This window comes from Natrinema gelatinilyticum (assembly GCF_024266705.1).
Lineage (GTDB): Archaea > Halobacteriota > Halobacteria > Halobacteriales > Natrialbaceae > Natrinema > Natrinema gelatinilyticum.
Genome location: NZ_CP100757.1, coordinates 167342 through 184860, shown reverse-complemented (window position 1 = coordinate 184860; position 17519 = coordinate 167342). Strand labels below are relative to the sequence as shown.

Genomic DNA, 17519 nt, shown 5'->3' with positions numbered 1-17519 from the left:
CATGATCCAAGGGCAAATCAAGCGTTTGCTTGAGTTCTTTATCGTAGGGATCGTATTCGGTGTAACCGAAGATATCCTCGCCGTTTTAATTGCTACTGATGCAGAACTGTCATTCGATATAGTAGTAGTAGTGGTGCTAATCGCAATTCCGTTTGCCATAATCTCGGAACTTATTGTTGATCATCCAAGATTCCTTCATTTTGAGAAGATATCAATGCGAATCAGTTCATCAATCCTCGGCCACGAGAGTATCCAAAACAAGAATCCACCCGGTGATCTTCAGAAAGAGACCGCGCCATGGCCACACCATCAGTATTACTGTGACATCTGTAACATTGAATTCGAAACGGGAGCACTACTCCGGGAACATCTCAACCACCAACATCCTGGTGTACATATCCATTGGTCTATCCATGCCGATAAAGCAAGTCAGTAGTCTAGTATCCAGTAAGGCGTTCAGTACGCACGCGTAGTTACCGAAGCAGGACACCCCTGTTTCGAACCTGAATCTGAATAAAGAAACCGTATTACCAATCACTGTCATGATGAGCAGTAACTCTTTACTCTGGACTGAGCAATCAATTGAGATCTGAATCACTGACTGTGTTAAGAATCATGTGGGTCTAATGAACTGATGGGGAGTTAGTGAACCCGTCCAGCGCGAAACCGGTAGGTCAGGAAACGATTCATAGGTAAATATTACAGGCTGATAGAGCGTTCATTCTAAACTCCTATCGTCTGTTCTGGAGTGACATGGATCGTCGCAAATTCCTGGCCTGCTCCGGAGCCGCTGTCGGTGGCGGAGTGTTCGGGGGCTATGCGTTCGCCCGCACCGAATCGACGTCTGCACAAGCACTTGAGGACGACGCGGCGAGCAAGCACCGGCACAGCTCCAGCAACTTGAGGGCGAGTGGCCGAAGTTTCGCTACGACCTCGCCAACACCGGATTCGCCGCGACCGAAACCGGACCGGAACCGCCGATTTCGCCGCGGTGGCGCTTCCAGATCGGCTTTTCTGTGTTCTCCTCGCCGGCGGTGGCCGACGGCACCATCTACATTGGGAACGTGTACGCGCTGGACGCAAAGACGGGCACCGAACAGTGGCGCTTCCAGACCGGCAGTTCTGTGCCATCCTCGCCATCAGTGGCCGACGGCACCGTCTACGTCGGGAGTGACGATGGCAACGTGTACGCCATCGAGGGCGAACCGCCCGAGCCTGAGGCGTCGATCACGTTCGCCGACCAGGAGTCCGACAGCACCAGCGTCGTGATCGACCAGGTTGACCTCTCCCACGGCGGGTACATCGAGATCACCGACGCAGAGGGCACCGTCCGCGGCCAGTCGACGCTCCTTGAGGCTGGGACCCACGAGACCGTCGAGGTGACGCTCTCGCCGGTCCTTGAGGAGACCTCGGAGCTCACCGCGACGGTCTATCTGCCCACTGGCGAGCCGTATCTCGGTCCGGACGGCGAGCCTGTCAGCGCCACGGCGCTGATCACCGTCGTCGAACCCGTCCAGCCGACAGCGTCAATCACGTTCGACGACCAGAAGTCCGACGGCACTACCGTCGTCATCCAGCAAGTCGAGCTTTCAGAGGGGGGCTACGTCGAGATTGCCGACTCGAACGGCGTCGCCCGTGGCCGAACCGCGAACCTCGACGTCGGGACGTACGAGAACCTCAAAGTGGCGCTCACCCCGCCGCTCACGGAGACACAACAGCTTACCGCGACCGTCTACCGTGATCTCGACGCTCCGTACCTCGAAGATGGCGAGCCCGTCAGCGCCACCGCCCTGATCATCGTCCGTCCAGACGAGAAGCCGCCGAAAAAGATCCGCTGCCAGAAAAAACGCGCCGTCAAGCGAACAAAGCGCGAGTACAAACAAGCCAAAAAGAAATTCCAGAAAGGGCAACTAAGCAAGAAGGAACTGAAGAAAAAACAGGGTTACTACGAGCGGGCCAAGCGCGAGTACGAGAAGTATAAGAACCGGTGTAAGTAGTCGCCCCGAGTTGATCGAGTGATCTGTGCGGAGCAGGCACATACGTGCCGTTCGATACACCGTATCGGAACGAGCGCTACTCCAGTTCATCTTCGGTGCTGTATTCGTACGTGTACTGACTGATCAATACTCTTTGTCGATCAGCTTGCAGTCTGTGCCACAGTAGCGCTGTGAGTTCAGCAGGAATCACCCGAACTACTCGACTTCTGTCAGGGATTGTGTGACCGACTCAGAGCATGCGTTCAGCACGACCGTCAGTGTGAAGCGGAAGACGAGCGACGGTCGAGTCACACCGCCTCAGCCGCCAGAACATCGATGTTCGCGTCCTTGTCACTCGACCGGTTGAGCTTCGGGGAACTGATAGCTCCCGTCGAGAATCTCCTCGCGGGGACCGTAGAGTCGGACCACGTAGAACCACTCCTCTGGGGTGTAGAGGAAGTTCGGTTGATCGGGATCTCCGCCGAAATGGATCGTGACACTCCCGTCATCGGCTTGCTCTGCAGTCACGTTGTTAATCGTGTATGCGTCATACTCGTTCTCCTCGAGAAACCCATCACTGTTGTAGACGGTGACCGACCAGAACGCGTCGACGGGGACGTTTTGGGCAGTGAGTGTGTATGGCGTCTCACCGTCGTTCTGCTCGGGAATCCTCGATGAGTAGATCGTTTCGGATTCCGGAAACCCGAACGGTGTCACGCTAGCGAGCAAGTACTTCACGGGGTTGACCTCGCCGACATCGCCATACGCGCCGCCGAAATCGTCCATCGTTTTGACGAGCGTGACGAGCGCGTCGAAGAGTTCGTCGTGTGCCTGGCGGTCCCAGTTGGGAATTTCGAACGTGCCGGCCGAGTCCTGACTCACTGCGAGTTCGTCCTGTAATCCATGGACAGTTTCTACGTCGTCCGGATCGGTCGGGTCGACGAATGTGCGGACGAGGACGATGGTGTACCGCGTCCCGATCCCGTCCCGTGTCAACGTGTACTCGCCGGGATCGTAGAGAGTCCCTTTCACGTACTGGTCCTCGTCGAGGACGACCATCGACTGGTAGCGGTCACCGGTGTCCGGTTTGGTGATGGTGACCGGCCCGGTTAGATCGAAGACACCGAACGAATAGAACGTGTCGTGATTGGGCAAGGCTGCAGGCTGCTCACCCGGGGGAAGGAGGGTTCGGTAATGATAAAACTCGCCGAACCCGCCCTGTTCGACGATGTTCTCCATTATGAGATGAATCTGTGCCCGTGGGAAGTTTTCCCAGGTCACTGGGACTGACTCGTCAGCTGCTGACGTCTCGGTTTCAGTCTCCTGGGTGTTCGCCTCCGAGGCGTTTTGGCTGGCAGTGGCACTGCCACCGGCTAGTGCGAGCATTCCGGCAAGGCCCGCCCCGCGAAGTGCACTTCGGCGCGTTGCCCGCAGCGGTTCGAAGTCCGATTCTGGTGTCGTGTGGGTTGTTTCTTTGCTCATGGCTCATGCCTCTCTGAGTGGCCTACAGCAGCAGCTGCGGCCGACTCACACGCATCCACTCCAGCATTCCATATAATACGGTGACGATACCCGAGAAGGATTTCAGGACCTGATGATGGTGGTAGATGAATGACTATCTGTGAACTACCCTGCCCTACCGCGCTCGGGCTTACCCAGCCCTCGCTTGGTGCGGACGGAGCGTCCTGTTTCTGTGTCGGAACGTGCAGGAACAGATCCCACAGCGTCCACAAGACGTGGAGCGTCTCGTGCGGCCCGGCAGAACGCCGTAATGAGTGACGGAAGTTATGGGCATAGACTGAGACGGGCGAGTAATGGGAGGAGACCGGCGAGGCGATCTTGTTCGTCATCTAAGTGAGCAGGAGTTGGATCGTCTGCTGGACGAAGCAGACGATCCAAAGATCATCAAGCGACTCACCTTTGTCAAACGTCTCTACAAGGGAGCAACGTACGAGGAAGCAGCCGACGACGTTGGCAAATCTGCGTCGACTGGAAGTCGCTGGGCGCGTCGATGGAACGATGGCGGACTTGGTCAGTTGACACCGAACTTCGGGGGCGGAAGGCCCCCGAAGCTCGGTGACGAGGAACAAAAGCGTCTGTTAGAACTTCTCCGGGAGGGGCAACCCTGGAAAGCACAGGAAGTTCATCAGCTCTTGGACGAAGAGTTCGGTGTAGAGTACCATCCGGATTATCTCGGTCGATTCCTCCGGAATCTCGGACTGTCCTACGCTAAACCACGTCCAAAGCGCCCCTCTCGGCCAGAAAACGCAGATGAAATCCTCGAAGAACGCGTCGCAGACGCGTTCGACGAGGAGACAGAGACGGCACATAACAAGCGTCCTGATGATGAGGACGAAGGATGGGTCCTCGACGACGATATTTGCACGGATGGGGGAACTGTCGTCGGTTTTTGTGATGCTTCGCATCCACAACCATACGACAATTCGCATCGACTGTGGTACGTTGATGATCCGACACTGGAACGACCGCTGGTGAACTTGACGAACCAGCGGTCGGATGCTATACGCTCAACGGCGAAAGTGTCCTGACGTTCCCTGAAGATCAATCGAAAGAGAACATCTGTGCGCTATTGGAGCAAGTCCGCGAGCAGAATCCGGGAACACGGATTCTGCTCGTCTTGGATAACTTCTCGTCTCACATCTGTGAACACACGCGCAAGCGCGCACATCAACTCGGTATTGATCTCGTCTTTCTTCCGGTCGGCTCACCGCATCTCAACCCGATTGAACAGGTCTGGAAAGTACTCAAACGCACTGCCTCGCCAATCGTGGTGGCGAGCGAGAGCGCGTTCCGAACTCTCGCTCGCCGTCTCTTTGACACCCTTACCGATCGACTCGGATTTGCCAAGTCCTGGATCGATCAATTCCTCAGTCCATATTTGCAAAAGTTATCTTGATCATTATGGCGTTCTGCGGACGGTTCCAGACTCCACAGGCGGCTTCCCTTGACAGGTGGTTCGGAGTGTCCCACTCCTACCGGTTCGACACTCGGCCACAACCGACGATGCACGCTTGTTGTCGCGTGTGAACACCGCCGGAAGCGTGGTGAGCACCTTATTGCCACCTTCAACCGAAGGGATAATAAGGGTGCCGATTCACACGAAAACAAGACGTGCGGGCGCTGTATCCCCTCCCTGCTCGCTTCGCTCGCTGCGGATAGCGCGGGACTGTCGGTCCCGCTGCCCATGCGAACGGCGTCGCCGTGAGCAGAAGGGGGCTTAGCGCCCTCAATTACAGCTAACAGCTTCGAGAGCTACGTCTGAAGGTGGTCCGCGTCAACGAGAGCGTGCAAATCGGCGCTCGGAATCTTCCGTTCCAGGCGTCGAGTCCGGGAATCGGCACGTTCGTGACGGATTAATTCACCGTGCAAGTGATTGGGGTCAACATCTAGAGAGGACATTCTCACTTCGCTACGTTTAGGTACCTTGAGGGATTCGTACTTGACTACGATATGCCAACTCAGCGTCGAATGCAGTTTGTGCACGGACAGATCGCATGGATGATTGCGACAGTCCTCGTGCTCACACTGTTGAACGCTCTGTCCTACGAGTTGGTTTTTGTTCTCTCTCTGATTGGCTTCCTGATCATCACGGAGCTTACGGCTCCATTCAACGTCACGCCGACATGGCGAAGAAGGCTCCGTTGGCTTATTCTGCTCGGTCTCGTCGGTTTCGCAGTCATCGTCGTGCGACGGATTCTCGAAATTCTGCCACCGGAGGTGGTTCCGATATGATTATCAATCATATCACCTGTGCCGCTCGAGTCATGACGGTGATTCGATGAGTTGGCTTGGCGATAACAGGCTCGACTGGCCGCGGATCCTGTTATACGCACTTGTCATCACCGTACTCGTCACACTAGGCACCGTGGCTGCGACGTCGTCAACTGCATTCGGCCCGTACAATCCATCTTGGGATGGATCGTCTGACTTCCGGCAGGATGCTGAGGATGACCTTACGGTCGAGAGCCATCTCCTTCGTGACACCGCCCAGTACGAGGAACTGCCGGCCAACGAGACGGTCGCATTCATCATCGCACCGGACGAACCCTACGAGGGAGAGGACGCTGAACGAATTGAAGAGTTCGTCGCTGAGGGTGGCACACTAGTTGTCCTCGAGAACTTTGATAAGACAGGGAACACATTGTTAGCCGATATTGGTGCCGAGGCGCGGGTTGACGGACAACTTCTCCGGGACGAACGTCACCACTTCCGCGGGCCGACGATGCCGGTCGCGACGAGTGTTGAGAACTACACGCTCACGACCAATATCGAGCAACTGACGCTCAATTATGCGACAGCGATCAAACCCGGGGACGCAACGGTACTGGTTGAAACCAGTGACTTCGCATATCTTGGTCCCGAGGATGCCAATCTAAACGAGCAGAACGAACTCAGATCGTATCCAGTCGCCACCGTCGAAAACGTCAGCGATGGGAAAGTTGTCGTCGTCGGCGACCCAAGTATCACGATCAACGCGATGTACGGTGAACCGGACAATACCGCGTTCGTGCGCGGATTATATGCTGATGCCGATCACGTGATCTTCGACCGGTCACACGGTGCCGGAGTTCCTCCGCTGACCGCTGCGATGCTGGCGACCCGAGGCTCCCCACTGTTACAGTTGCTCGTTGGTACCGTTGGCATCGGATTTGTTGCTGCCGTCTCGAAGATCCGGGTTACGTCTGCACTCGAGGCCGTGCAATCCCGACTGCCAGCGCGCTTCCAGCCTGCCAGGAATCGCATTGGTGGGACGAATAGTCCTGGCTTCTCTGATGCCGAACGCGCCGAGTTCCTGCGCAGACAGCATCCTGACTGGGATGAAGATCAGATCCAGCACATGATAACAGCACTTAACCATCCCCGTTCGGAAACTGAGACAGACGAATGAGCGGTACCACTGATTCGGCCGGGGGAACGAGTGCCGATCCCGAAGCCATCTATAACTTACTTCGCAGAGAGATCGACCGTGTTCTCATCGGCAACGACGAGGCAGTCGAGTATTTGACGGTCGCGTTACTGACTCGTGGCCACCTCCTGCTTGAAGGGGTCCCAGGTATCGCCAAGACGACGCTTGCGAATCTTTTCGCACGGACGACTGGCCTGGAATACAACCGAATCCAGATGACCCCGGACACTCTCCCGGCCGACATCACGGGAACGCACATCTACCGACAGGGGGCGGGGACGTTCGAACTCCAGCGTGGTCCCATCTTCGCAAACCTCGTGGTTGCTGACGAAATCAATCGCGCGACACCGAAAACCCAGAGCGCGTTGCTCGAGGCGATGGAAGAACGTCGCGTGACCATCGAGGGCCAGACGCTTTCGTTACCGAATCCGTTTATGGTTGTCGCGACCCAAAATCCGATCGAGTCTGAAGGGGTATTCAAGCTCCCGGAAGCCCAGCGTGACCGCTTCCAATTCAAGCTGACGCTCGATCTGCCGAATCGAATGGACGAGCGGGAGTTACTCGACCGGTTTGACGATAATCCGGAACTCGGTCCCGAGGATGTCGAACAAGTCATCGAGCCACAGAAGCTCGCCTATGCGCGCCAGACCGTTCAAGAAGCCTTCGTTGCACCGGCTGTCAAGGAGTACGCGATCGATCTCGTCGCCGCGACGCGATCGCATGCTGATGTCGAACACGGTGCCTCACCGCGCGCGACCCTGGCGTTTCTCAATGGTGCCAAGGCGCGTGCCGCGATCCGGGGCCGCGACTTTGTAATTCCGGATGACGTAAAGACGATGGCTGAACCAGTGCTGCGTCACCGGCTCGTGTTGAGCACCAGCGCCGATCTAAGCGATGTCGACCCTGAAGCTATCGTCGCAGAGATCGTGGATACGATCGAGCCGCCAGGAGCTGATACGAAGCAGGCGTCTTGAATCGGCTGCAGCGAACGACAGCGATACCAAATTCCCGAGTAAACGGAGACTTCACTCCCATACGATTTCGTCTTTCTCGTTACCGGTGTCGTCTTTTTCGTTACTTTCCCAATCGATAGCAGCGTCATCTACATCTTCTTGATCTGTGCGATCATCCCACCGGCAGGTGACCAGCCAGTCCGATCGCTCGTTGGCTGGTGTGACCTCGAGTCGGATTGGCCGCTCGAGCCCAGTGACGAACCCAACTGCGAGAAATGAGATGATCGGATGGTCAAAGCGGTCAAGATCGCCGAACGCGCTATCGTCGATGGCGACGGTGATACGGTTCGAGGCTACATCGACATCTGGCTCGGCATTACCTGCGAGTTCGAACTGCTCGACGAGGCCGTCAGCGAGCTGGGTTGCAAGCGGTGCTGGCGCAGTCGCGAACTCGTCGGTCAACGCACGCTCGAACTCTTCGAGCAGCGTTGCTCCAGTGGGCTCGAGGACAAGTCCCCGGTGCTCAGGATCCGTCAGGATCGGCCCCTCAAGTTTGTCGAGCGTGGGCAGTTCGTTGGCCGTCTGCTGGGGAATGTATAGGCGGGTATCTGCGGCATCGTCGGTCGGGAGGTAGACCCGATCACTGCTCAAGCCTAGTTCGCTGGCGATTGCGGCCTCGTTGGCTGCCATCGCAGCATAGATCCGTTCTCCAACATTCGCAGTAACAAACGTTTCAGGCGTCAGGTAGTGAGTGAGTACCCCCCCAAATAGACCCACCGAAGCAAGTGCGAAGAGCACCTCCCGTCCATCAGGGAAGAGGACTGCGGCGAGGGCCGCACAGGTACCAACGAGAGCGAGTCCCGCTGCAGTGCGACGGTATCGCGATTGCTTGGCGCGAGCATACTCGGCCCGTAACCGCTTGTTTTCCGCCTCTAGAAGTTCCGTCCGTGCCGCGAGCTCGAGCTGGTTATCATCCTGTTCGTTTGTTTGGTCAGCGTCCAGGTCGGTCGTCGTCTCATCTCGGTCAACGTCACTTGTACTCATATTGTACTCATATATCAGTTTTCAGTGGAGGATTCAATCGTCGATCTGGTGGCCGTCCCAGTATCCGTATCAATGGTTGATTCAGCAGTCCGCTCGGTATCGGTCTGGGATGCCTGTTCTCCGTCTTCGTGGTCCGGGTCTGGAACCAGCCCGAGTCGAATAAGCTCGAGTCGGTGGAAACCATACGAGGCGATTGCGAGGAGAACGATCACTGTTGCGGCGGCCATATAGACCGGTTGTGAGCCGACAACGAGCCACATAGCGCCTGTCAACGTGAGAGCGCTTGTGATCGCGACGAGCGTGATGCGACCGGGACTAGTGGTCCAGCGGATGGATACGAGCAGGACGGCTATGAACGTGACTTCGACGATGACGAACGGGGATGGGTCGATCCCGTTCGGAAAGGATGCGGCGAGTGCAACATGACCGGCCGCAAGCGCATATGGTATCCCAAACAGGTAGCCGACAAGTGCCGTCGCGATTCCTGCGAGCACGCCGAGCGGGCCAGCGGCAGCACCAAACGCAACGACAATCGCAGCGAGAGAGATGACGGTCAACCAGCCGCGGCCGGTCGCGACCGGGACCGTATCGATTCGGGCGCTCACGAATAACCACCTTTCGAGCGGCCTGTCTCGAGAATAGCTGACAGCCGATCGACCGGCCCGACCTCGAGGGCAGTTACGTTCCTGGTACGAGTGAGTTTTCGCCGGAACTCCTCGAATTCGACATAGCGGTCGTAGGCCTGCTCTATATCCGCCAGCCCGCCCGGTTCGTAGAGTACCGAGGGTGTGAGTAAAACCAAGACCTCGTTTCCGCTCTGGCGTGCGAGCGAGACCGTCTCGCGGAGCTCCGCTGGCCGTGAATCATCAGTACAGATGACAGTCCAGATCGAATTCTGTGCGTTCGTCACTCCCTTGTGGGTCGCTCCGTATAGTGGTTCCTCGGCGATCCGTTCCTGGTATCTTTGTCGATCAGAATAAAAAGGACGCAGTGTCCGTGCAAACGTATCATCTGTCTCTTCGAGGTCGGAGAACGACCGCTCGGCATCCGCGGGGGTGGTGTTCCGTTGTAGAAACGAGACGCTGTTTCTGCCTGCGCTGACCGTGCTCAGTTGAGTGATCGAGGATCGAAACGCGCCCGATCCACTCAAATCTGCCTCTGTGCTGTTCTTGATCGAGGTCCCCTTTCGGTTAGAGACGGCCGTGTCCGCCGCTATCGTCGGCTCAAGAGCGAGCAGTTGACGGCGAACTGGCCTGTAATTGACGGCTGGCGATGCTAGTTTCCGGTAGCTGGTGATTCCACCGTCACCAACCGTTACGAGCCCGAGCGGGTCATTGAGTCGACGGGTGTTCCTTGCAATGACGAGGGCTACTTCGCGAAGGGCTTCAAGTTTTGTTTCGCCCTGTGGACCCATCGCAAGTGAGCTACGGTGGTCGACGACCAACAGGGTCCGGCGGTCACTCTCGGCCTCGTACTCGCGGACGTACGGCGTCGTGTGCCGTGCCGTTGCCTTCCAGTCGATCCGTTTCCCCGTATCGCCGGGGTGGTACTCACGAAGTTCAGCCGGTTCAATCCCCGTTCCGGTTCGTCGAGATTCGTGAGACCCGTACGACGTGGCAATCCGGTCACCACCCTCGCCGACGTGGATTGATGGCGGGCTGAGTTCTTCGACGATCATTGTTGGTGTCGAACCAAGCGTCATCGTCTCTCGGAACAGTCCGTCCGTCGCTGTTACGGTCACTTTGTCGAACGTGTGACGACCAGCAACGGGCCAGGTGACCGTCCGTGTTCGGTTTGCCTGTTCGACACCTGGTTCAAGTGAAATCAGAAACGGTCTAATTGCGGTCGCTGTGACCGGTAGCCCAGCAGCAATCTCGAGTGTTAGTTCCGTCTTGGCCTCTCGCGTCGCGGTAAGCGTGACCGGAGTTTCGTCTCCCGTTTGGACGGCCATACGGGCGGGGGACTGAACGACAGACAGCGATTCTACTGTTTGCTCGAGGTCACGGGTGAAGCGATATTGGTGGGTCAGCAGCCACGCGCCGATGAGGGCCGACCCGACGAGCACGAGTGGCCGTGCGAACACTACTGCGAGGACGGCGAGGACAACGGCGAGTGCGGCGACCGTCCATCCCTGGCGCGTGGGATACATGTCTGGACAGATTTCCGTGACCGTGTTCAAAGTACTGATTGCAAACAGGCGAGAGGATCTAGAATCGAGATGCAGGCGGAGATCTGATTGTACTCTGGCATGTGGACCGCCATGGGGTCAAGCCCGGAGGAACTCGCCCTGCACCGCCTATAGACAAACCAGTCGGTTGTGGCGGGTCTCATTGCTCGAGAGAATACCTTATTGGGATGCACGAAAATCCTTCAGCTGTGAATACTGTCGGTAGTCTTTCGCCTGTCTTCGCCTTCCTGATCATCGTAACAGCGGTTACCAGTGGGATTGGCATGGCGAATCCGGCGAGTGCGGCGGACGACGATGCCGTCTACCGTGTCGCGGTCCAGCAAAACGAGACAACCCCCCATCGGAATCCAAACAAATACTCCGAGGACGGTGACCTCGAGGGCGTTGAACGGTGGTTGGCGGATTATCTGTCGACGCAGCTTAGCGAGGGAGCGATCCAACTGAGCGAGGGCGAATACGAACTCGCGAGTGACTATGTCGGCGAGGAATATCGCGAGCGGCTCGGGCAATACGTCGATGTCGCGGGACAGACTGACGGCGAAAGTCAAGAAGACGAATTTAAAGAAGCCGGCGAAAAGCAGTCCCAGCTATCCGAAACCGTTCAGGAGTACTGGGAAACGAAAGACGAGTACGAAGCAGCCCGTGAGGCGGGAAATGAAGAGCGCGCGCGTGAACTCGCACGTGAACTCGAGACACTTGCTAACGAGACCGAGTCCCTCGGTGGCTCAGTTCGGACAAGCTACGACGAGATCGAGGACCAAACGAACGCCGATCTTTCAGAGGCAGACACGGCAATCGAGGACGTTACTGAAACGATCCAAACCGAGCAGGAAGTCGTTCGCGAACAGCTGTTTAAGGAAACAGAGCTGACGCTGACGCCCGAACGAGAGACGATCTCGTTCCTCGAGCCACTTGTTGCAGCGGGCGAACTACGGACAGCTGATGGGACTCCGATCGCGAACGAGAGAATCAAACTCGCTGTCGGGAACCACACCGAGTGGGTCACGACGGATGCAGCAGGTGGGTTCACGTTCGAGTATCGCCCGACCAACGAGCAATTATCGACCGACGAACTCACCGTCCAATACGTTCCCAAGTCGCAGTCGGTGTATCTAGGCGACGAGTCGAACGTCAGTGTCTCGATCGAGCAGGCTGAACCGACCGTCTCACTGGACGAGGTTAGTCGTGAGGTATCGTACGGCGATGAGGCAGCCGTTGCCGGCGAGTTAGCGGTCGATGGCATTCCCGTCGATGGGGTCACTCTTGCTGTGTTTATGGAAGGAGAGAAAATTGGAACGACCACCGTCACGGACGGTGTGTTCGACGGAACGGTGACGGTTCCAGCGTCTGTCCCCGACGGAGAGGCTGAACTGGACGTCCGACTGCCGTTCGATGATCAGGCCCTCGCCGCGACGACCGCCACAACGACTGTGACCGTCCGCGAGACCGAAAGCGAGCTCTCGATCGAGGGGGCGTCGACTGGCGATCGAGAGATTACGGTCAACGGGACACTTGGCACCGTCGATGGCGACGGGGTCGCAGGCGAGACCGTGCAGCTTCGAGTTGACGGAACGGTCGTTGGTAATGTTACAACCGAAGCGGGTGGGACGTTCGGTGAGACGGTCTCCGTTCCTGACTCAGTTAGTGAGGGGGATGTGACAGTTACTGCTGTCTACGAGGGGAATGGCTCTAATCTTGCACCATCAACCGCTGACACGGTCGTTACGGTCAGTGAGGCGGGAATGCAGCTACCGGCATCGGTCTGGCTCGCTGGCGGCTTCCTCGTAGTGAGCGCAGCCAGCCTTGGCCTCTGGTGGTACCGTCGGTCCGCGGCAGAGCTTCCATCGGACGGCCCAGCAGGTGACTGGCAGTCTACATTAGACGGGACAACCGCCGCTGATGAGCCACCGGCGGATGACGGGCAGTCTCCATTGGACGGGACAACTGCCGCTGATAATCCGTCGGATCCGTCGCTAGACACCATCACACCGCTACTCGAACGGGCACACGAGCAACTCACACACGGACAGTCTGACGACGCGACACGAACGAGCTATGCAGCGGTTCGCCGAGCACTGGCAGCACGGATCGATAAACAGGGTGCGCTAACTCACTGGGAGTTCTACCAAACCTATTGCAGCAACTATGAGACAGACGCCGGGTTACTCTTCGAGATTACGCAGGGATACGAACGCGCCGCATTCGGTCGTAATAGCGTTTCGACGGACGAGGCATTGCGTATTCTCGAGCGAGCCTGGCAGTTGTGTGGTCATGACGAGCAATCGAGCGATGGTGCACCAGCCGACGACTGACAAATCGGTCACAGCACTCTTCTTCCGATCACCTTTCCCTCAGGCGGTACTGTTGGCGAAGACGCCGATCGTAAGGCCCGGCTTAGTATGATAAAAGCGTGTGATAAATACGTCCTGCACTCTGTATGTGACGACTCATAAGACGGCAAGTACAGGTGAAGCACGCACTGCTAGCGATCAGCAGCGCAATCCATAGTTTTGGTCGGCTACTATACAGAATCTGATAGAGGGGGTGTGTGAGATACGATGCGTAAATGTAGTCGGTTCATGGCTGGAACTACTCTGTGTTGGATTCGGTATGCGCAACGGCCAATCCCCACTTCTCGAGCGTTCCGGTCGGTTCTTCGGCCGTGTCTCGAATCCGCAACCGCCAGCTTCCCTCGGCCGAGTTCTCTAACGCCTCTTTGAACTTTTCAGGATTGTCACCAGAGCGGAATCGCCGATAGAGCGTCGCCGATGGTCCATCGAGACGCTCCGTAAGGATGATTTCCTCGCCGGCCGGAGGGATAAGAATTACTTGCATGGTATCGTGTTCAGCTTGGCGAATCTTTATGCTCACTTCTACCCTTTTCGGGGTGACGTTCAACGGGAAATCGATGGTGTCTTCGATTTCTCCCGTTTCGGGGATCGATCGGTTAATTCGATGATTTAGCGAAAGTTCGTTTGGGAACTCTTCGTCACCGTCACCCGCCAGGAGAGCGGTCGCTCTCTGTGCGTTGATCCGACCGTGTCCATACCAAGGAGAGTGTCCGTCCTCGTACTCGCCGTCATCTTCATCGATCTTGTCGGCTGTCGTCGTCAGGATCCGCTTTACTTCGACCGAAGACAGTTCGGGATCGAGTGAGAGCAGGAGCGCAGCGAGTCCGGCCACGAGTGGGGTTGCACTCGAGGTTCCGCCGAATGTTTGGGTGTAATCGGTACGAGTGTAGCCCTGCCACCCGCGTCGATCGGTGGTGACGATTCCCCGCCCAGGTGAACCGCTCGAGGGCGCACAGACGGTCAGCTCCGGTCCGTAGTTACTGTATGACGATCGTTTGTCGTGACTGTTAGATGCGCCGATTGCAATCACATCGGGGTGGAGAGCGAATCCCTGGTGAGAGCGCGTCCCCTCCTTTTCGCCATCCAATGGGAGATCAGCATTTCCGGCTGCGAACAGGATGACACAGCCCTTTCCGTTCCGGCGTCCCTGTCTTGCCGCTGTGCGAATAATCGCGTTCATCTGCGTCGAGAGCGGGAAGTACGAACCGGCTGCACCCCAACTACAGCTTATTACATCTGCATCATTTCGGATCGCGTGCTGAAACACGCTCACTATGGCTGGATCGGACAGCCACTTGGACGTCCGTACCGGCATGAACGAACAACCAGGTGCCAGTCCCACGACACCGGTTCCGTTCGCTTCGGCGATCGCGACGCCAGCGCACGCAGTACCGTGATTATCACTGCGTTGTACTGGACGCACATCGTCTAGGTCGCCGTCTTCGCCGAAATTAGCGGGCCCGACGATTTTTCCAGGGGCATCGAAATCCGAATGCTCGAGATCGAAGCCATCGTCTGTGACACAAACGGTAACGTCCCGGGTCCCCATCGTGTACTCCCAAGCCCCTTCTGCTTTGACGTCGGCGCCGGCCGTCAGCCCGGCGACATCGCCCCGATTGTTGAGATGCCACTGTTCCTGGTACAGAGTATCGGCCGGAAACCGATAGAATTGGATCTGGAACTGGAGATCCGGTTCTGCGGTCTCGATTTCGGTGCGATCCTGGAGTTTATCGGCGATCTTCAGCGGGTTCTCTGTCGAATCGTGTGTGAGTCTGACAGTATATCCGTCAGGAAGGAAATCGAGGTCCGTAAGCACTTCAAGCCCGAATTCGGCGAGGATTTCGTTTTGCTCGTCGATCGCAACGTCCGGTTTGAACTGTACCGTCATGGTCCCAGTGGGGATCATCCCCTCCCCCGATCCATCGTGCATCGTGTACACGTGAGTGACTATATCGGAGGCAGGTGCATCACGCGTCTCATCCATCGTTTCTTCCAATTCATCGGGATCTGCGACGGCGAAGATGTCGAATCGCTCCTCGGGCACTGATTCGACGTGGTGAACGTCGCGCTGTGACGTTCCGGTGGCTGTTTCTAAAGATTCCTCATCGTCAGCGGCCCCTTGGTTCAAACGCACGGCAAAGTACTCAGGATGTTTCTCGAACTGAACGGTCTCTTGACCGCGTTTCAATGTGATTGTGTCCATAGCTAATTTTTACCTCTAATAGCCCACACCCCGATCCTATACTTAATATCCTATCAAGAGATATTGATTAGTTACTCTATTGAAGATAAAAGACGGCATAGGAATTCAGTAATTATGACGGTTATTTCCCAGTAACATTTTTGATTACTCAACTCAGAATGTTCCTGGGTAGAAATGGCTACGTCAACCACCGTTAAAACCGAAAATATGTAAATTTATGCCAATTCGGCTCTGTTGAAACCCTATTGATTCGATACTTTTCCTGCTGAAAAAGTTGTTAGGTAGGGCTGGAATTTACTAAGGGCAAGCGATTTGCTACCTCCCAGCAATTGACGAGTATGGCAGAACTTCACTCCGATGCTGTGGGTCAACTTATTGAGTGGGCGGGGACGGAATCTGACGAGGTGCTCAATGATATGGAGCTGCGAGCTGAAGAAGAGGAATTTCCGACAGTCGGGGCTGAGGTTGGTCGCACCTTTGCTCTCTGCACCCGACTGTTGGGCGCTCAGTCTGTACTCGAACTTGGTTCCGGGTATGGTTATTCCGCCTACTGGATTGCTCAAACACTTCCCGATGACGGAACAATAGTCCTCACTGAACGCGATAGCGAACTACTCGGTGACGCCAGAACCTATTTTGAGCGCGGTAACCTCTCCGAACGTGCAGTCTTCAAACATGGGGACGCCCTCGAAATTGCCGAGAATTGTACTGACTCCTTCGACCTCGTCGTTCTTGATCACGATACCGCAGATTACATTCCTGGCTTCGATATTGCACGCGGGTTAGTTGACCCCGGTGGAGCGATCCTCATCGACAACGTGGCTATTTACGAGGAAATCCTCACTCCAGAAGAACTCCTTGCCACATTGAACGGTGAAACGCCACCGAATGAGCGCACTCGAACCGTGGCGGAGTTTTTCAACCATCTAAAAAATGACACCGCATTTGAGACATACATTCTCCCTGTCGGTGAGGGACTGGCAATCTCCTACCGTACTCAGTAAATCCTCTATATCTAACGTTCAGAGTGTCTTGTCGATGTTGTGAGTGAGACAGCCAACAACGAGTTCACGGGAACTGCTTCCACCAGTGTCGTGAGCGGACGAATGCGCCATATTTCCGTTTCAGGCGGGAGTTCACCGTCTCGTTCTGACTCCGTTGCCCATAGAGGTTGGCGTCCAGCCGAGCGTTCTACGCTTTGTGGAGCGACGAAAACTCTCGGTGCTTGATGAGCGGACGAACATCTTCTTCACGGGCTAACGCGCGAATCGCCTGGTCGTCATACCCCTTATCTCCGAGCAGAGCCGCTACTTCGTCGGCATTGCGCTTGATGAGCGAGGGCGCAATCTGAGAGTCGTGTTTTCTGGTAGTCGTAATGTGTAGGTCGAGGATCGCGTTCGCCCTCGTGTTCACGAGAAGTGTAACTTTCAACTGCTGAATCGTCAACCTCGTTCGCTTCGTGTAGTGCTTCGAGGCGTAACTACGGTCAAAGCCGGAGGCATCGATTCCGACGACACCGTTGGTCGGGAGAAGCGTGATTGAGTGATTGAGAAGAACCTGCCAAACAGCCATGTCAAGACGGTTGAACGCCTTACACAACGTCGAAGGAGAAGGGGAGTTCCTCAAGATCGAGGGCGTCTCAAACCCGAGGCATCTCGATAAGTTCGTCAAGTAGCATTCGGTACGTCGTATTCTTCCGAACTTTGAGGCAAAGCAAGACGATGTGCTGATGCAGTGTATACTGTCGTTTCGAGAATTTCGAAGAGTAGCGAGCGACAGCTCGCCGAGCCAAGTGCATCGCTTGTTCCACGAACCGGAGTAACCGCGACTTCGGGAAGGCCTGCATTCAGTCAAACAACGGGGCGAATCTGTAACTC

At 56.3% G+C, this 17519-nt stretch carries 12 protein-coding genes and 2 pseudogenes; 8 read left to right on the top strand and 6 right to left on the bottom strand.

The features are described 5' to 3' along the window. The first annotated feature begins 1 nt into the window (after position 1). Positions 2-436 carry a hypothetical protein gene (locus tag NJU76_RS18940; protein ID WP_254533386.1) on the top strand — a complete coding sequence of 145 codons (435 nt, stop codon included), beginning with the start codon at positions 2-4 and terminating at the stop codon, positions 434-436. Between the two features lie 544 nt (positions 437-980). After that, positions 981-1997: a DUF7282 domain-containing protein gene (locus NJU76_RS18935; protein ID WP_256567104.1), complete on the top strand. Its 1017-nt coding sequence runs from the start codon at positions 981-983 to the stop codon at positions 1995-1997. A gap of 330 nt (positions 1998-2327) precedes the next feature. Here NJU76_RS18935 and NJU76_RS18930 read toward each other — a convergent pair whose 3' ends face one another. Then, positions 2328-3458: a DUF1214 domain-containing protein gene (locus NJU76_RS18930; protein WP_254533384.1), complete on the bottom strand. Its 1131-nt coding sequence runs from the start codon at positions 3456-3458 to the stop codon at positions 2328-2330. A gap of 332 nt (positions 3459-3790) precedes the next feature. Between NJU76_RS18930 and NJU76_RS18925 the strand changes: the two are divergent. The 4 genes and pseudogenes from NJU76_RS18925 (at position 3791) to NJU76_RS18910 (ending at position 7877) form a co-directional block, all read left to right on the top strand. Next, positions 3791-4893: pseudogene (locus NJU76_RS18925) on the top strand (IS630 family transposase). Between the two features lie 554 nt (positions 4894-5447). Continuing rightward, a complete protein-coding gene (locus NJU76_RS18920; RefSeq protein WP_486642022.1) occupies positions 5448-5729 on the top strand; it encodes a DUF8044 family membrane protein in 282 nt (93 codons plus the stop codon). A 46-nt stretch (positions 5730-5775) separates the two neighbouring features. Next, complete coding sequence (locus NJU76_RS18915; protein ID WP_254533383.1) at positions 5776-6885, top strand: DUF4350 domain-containing protein; 1110 nt, start codon at positions 5776-5778, stop codon at positions 6883-6885. Beyond that, positions 6882-7877 (top strand): AAA family ATPase, encoded by a 996-nt coding sequence (locus NJU76_RS18910; RefSeq protein WP_254533382.1) that lies wholly within the window; start codon positions 6882-6884, stop codon positions 7875-7877. The genes NJU76_RS18915 and NJU76_RS18910 overlap by 4 nt, the downstream gene beginning before the upstream one ends. A 51-nt stretch (positions 7878-7928) precedes the next feature. Here the strand turns inward: NJU76_RS18910 and NJU76_RS18905 are convergent, their stop codons facing one another. The 3 genes from NJU76_RS18905 to NJU76_RS18895 are packed head-to-tail and all read right to left on the bottom strand — an operon-like array spanning position 7929 to position 11049. After that, positions 7929-8900: a DUF7982 domain-containing protein gene (locus NJU76_RS18905; RefSeq protein WP_254533381.1), complete on the bottom strand. Its 972-nt coding sequence runs from the start codon at positions 8898-8900 to the stop codon at positions 7929-7931. Between the two features lie 14 nt (positions 8901-8914). Beyond that, on the bottom strand, positions 8915-9505 hold the full coding sequence (locus NJU76_RS18900; protein ID WP_254533380.1) for a DUF8163 family membrane protein: 591 nt from the start codon (positions 9503-9505) through the stop codon (positions 8915-8917). Next, the gene (locus NJU76_RS18895) at positions 9502-11049 is read right to left on the bottom strand and encodes a DUF58 domain-containing protein (protein WP_254533379.1); all 1548 of its coding nucleotides are present in this window, start codon (positions 11047-11049) and stop codon (positions 9502-9504) included. The genes NJU76_RS18900 and NJU76_RS18895 overlap by 4 nt, the downstream gene beginning before the upstream one ends. 227 nt (positions 11050-11276) lie before the next feature. On the opposite strand from NJU76_RS18895, the gene NJU76_RS18890 reads away from it, so the two are divergent. Then, complete coding sequence (locus tag NJU76_RS18890; RefSeq protein ID WP_340681252.1) at positions 11277-13400, top strand: hypothetical protein; 2124 nt, start codon at positions 11277-11279, stop codon at positions 13398-13400. A gap of 277 nt (positions 13401-13677) precedes the next feature. On the opposite strand, the gene NJU76_RS18885 is transcribed toward NJU76_RS18890, so the two are convergent. Next, complete coding sequence (locus NJU76_RS18885; RefSeq protein ID WP_254533378.1) at positions 13678-15642, bottom strand: S8 family serine peptidase; 1965 nt, start codon at positions 15640-15642, stop codon at positions 13678-13680. 338 nt (positions 15643-15980) lie between these two features. Here NJU76_RS18885 and NJU76_RS18880 point away from each other — a divergent pair, with 338 nt between their 5' ends. Next, entirely contained in the window at positions 15981-16646 is a 666-nt protein-coding gene (locus NJU76_RS18880) for an O-methyltransferase (protein WP_254533377.1), read from the top strand. Between the two features lie 18 nt (positions 16647-16664). Here the strand turns inward: NJU76_RS18880 and NJU76_RS18875 are convergent. Continuing rightward, positions 16665-17488, bottom strand: a pseudogene (locus NJU76_RS18875) (IS5 family transposase). Positions 17489-17519 lie beyond the last annotated feature (31 nt).